The sequence below is a fragment of the Nocardioides sp. genome, assembly GCF_024509035.1.
Taxonomy (GTDB): Bacteria; Actinomycetota; Actinomycetes; order Propionibacteriales; family Nocardioidaceae; genus Nocardioides.
In genome coordinates, this window is sequence record NZ_JANINT010000356.1 from 1 (window position 1) to 1,874 (window position 1,874).

At 75.3% G+C, this 1,874-nt stretch carries 2 protein-coding genes; both read left to right on the forward strand.

Annotation, left to right across the window (positions count from 1 at the left end; genetic code table 11):
• Window positions 1-808 (forward strand): hypothetical protein (locus Q0L15_RS21240; protein WP_296606740.1); only part of this gene is annotated, 808 nt, incomplete at its 5' end.
• The coding region (locus Q0L15_RS21245) for an O-antigen ligase family protein (protein ID WP_296606741.1) at window positions 805-1,874 on the forward strand (1,070 nt) is incomplete at its 3' end. The genes Q0L15_RS21240 and Q0L15_RS21245, both read left to right, overlap by 4 nt.

The window sequence follows — 1,874 nt, forward strand, 5'->3', positions numbered from 1 at the left end:
CGCGGCGGTCTCGGTCCTCGTCATCGCGAGCGGTGCGGGTCGACTCACGCTGGCCGCGGTCCTGGGCGCGATCGCGGCCGGGCAGACCGCCGCCTGCGTGACAGCACTCGCGTGCGTGCCCGCGGACGAGCGGTCCCTCCCTCGGCCGGTGAACGGCGGGGTGCGGGAGGTCCTCGCCTTCGGCACCTGGCGCGCGCTGCAGCAGTTCGTCCGCCCCACCACCCTCAACCTCTGCCGGTGGGTCGTGCTGCTCGCTGCCGGCGCCGCCGCGGTCGGACAGCTCGAGGCGGCACGTCTCGTGGTCGCGCCCGCGATGCTCCTGGTCCAAGGGCTCGGGTCCTACCTGTTCGCATCGTACGCCGCCGACCGGGCCGAGTCGTCCGCAGCCCTGCTCGCCCGCGCCGACCGGGCCGCGGCGGTGATGCTCGGAGGCGCCCTGGTCGTCACGGCCGTGGTGGCGGCCGCGCTGCCCGTCCTCGCGCCGCTGCTGGGGGCGGGCTACCACCTCCCGGTCGCAGCCGTCCTCGGGTGGGGTTGGTACGCCGGGTCGTGCGCCGCGGTCCTGCCCTACGGGAGCCTGGCGGCCGTCCGCGGCCGGCAGGCCGCGGTCCTCGGCCTCCGCGTGGCGGACGCGGCGCTCGCGCTCGCGCTCGTCGCCTCCGTCGTGCTGGGCCTCGGCGCGTCACCCGCCGCGGCGCCGTGGCTGCTCGCCGGCGGGTCGTTCGTCGGTGGCCTGCTGTGCCGCCAGCTGCTGCTGCAGCCGCTCACCGCCCCGCCGGTCCTGTCCCCGCGCGAGGTCGCCGTGTGACCATCCTCGCGACAGCACCCTCCGTGGTCCGCCCGTCCTCGACCGGACCGGTCACGCCCCTGTGCCGTCCGCCCGCCCGGCTCCTCACCGTCTGGCTGATCGTCCTCGTGTCGAGCGTGGCCTGGCGCCGCGGCATCTACTACTCCGGCGGCCTCGACCTGGTCGTCGTCGCGAAGGCGGCGCTCGGCGTGCTCGCCCTGCTGCTCGCCGTCACCGCCCCGCGCACCGGGCCCGGGTGGACCCAGCTGCGCGCGGGCCCCGTCCCCTGGATCGCCGCCTACCTGGGCATCTCGGTCGTGGGCGCGCTGCTGCAGGGCACCGGGCCGGCGACCCTGGTCCTGGCGGCCCGCGTCGTGCTGATCACCGTCACCGTGGTCGTCCTCGTCGGCGCCTACCCGTGGTGGCAGGTGCTCGGCACGCTCACGACGGCGATGCTCGCGCTCGCCGCCGTCGGCACCGTGACCGGGCTCGGCTCCCTCGCCTCGACGGGCCGTCTGTACGGCGGCGTACCTCCGCTCAACGCCAACGAGATCTCCCTGCTCGTCGGCGTCCCGCTCGTCTGCCTCGGATGGCGGTGCGTCAACCGTGCGGCCTCGACGTGGGAGGTCGCCGCGGTGCCGCTCCTCCTCGGCGTCGTCTGGCTGACGGGCGCGCGCACCGGCCTCGCCGCGCTCCTGCTGGCCTTCGCACTGCTGGTCGTGTTGACGGCCCGGATCCCGCCGGCGCTGGTCGTCTGCGGAGCGCTGTGCCTGCCGGTGCTCCTCTTCACCGCCTTCCTGACCCCGTTGCTCTCCAGCTACGCCACCCGCGGTGACACCGCCGCGACGTTGACGCTCAACTCGCGCACCGTGGCCTGGGAGGCAGCCGTCCACTACGCCGACAGCGGCTCGGCACAGGTGCTCGGATCGGGCCTAGCGGTGAAGGAGATCCCGGTGTCGGCGCTCTATCGCAGCGAGCAGATCCTCGACAGCACCTGGGTCTCGGCGATCGTCCAGGCCGGCGCGGTCGGGACGGCGGTCCTGGCGTTGATGGTCGCCCTCACCCTGCTCCGCGCACTGGCACTCGA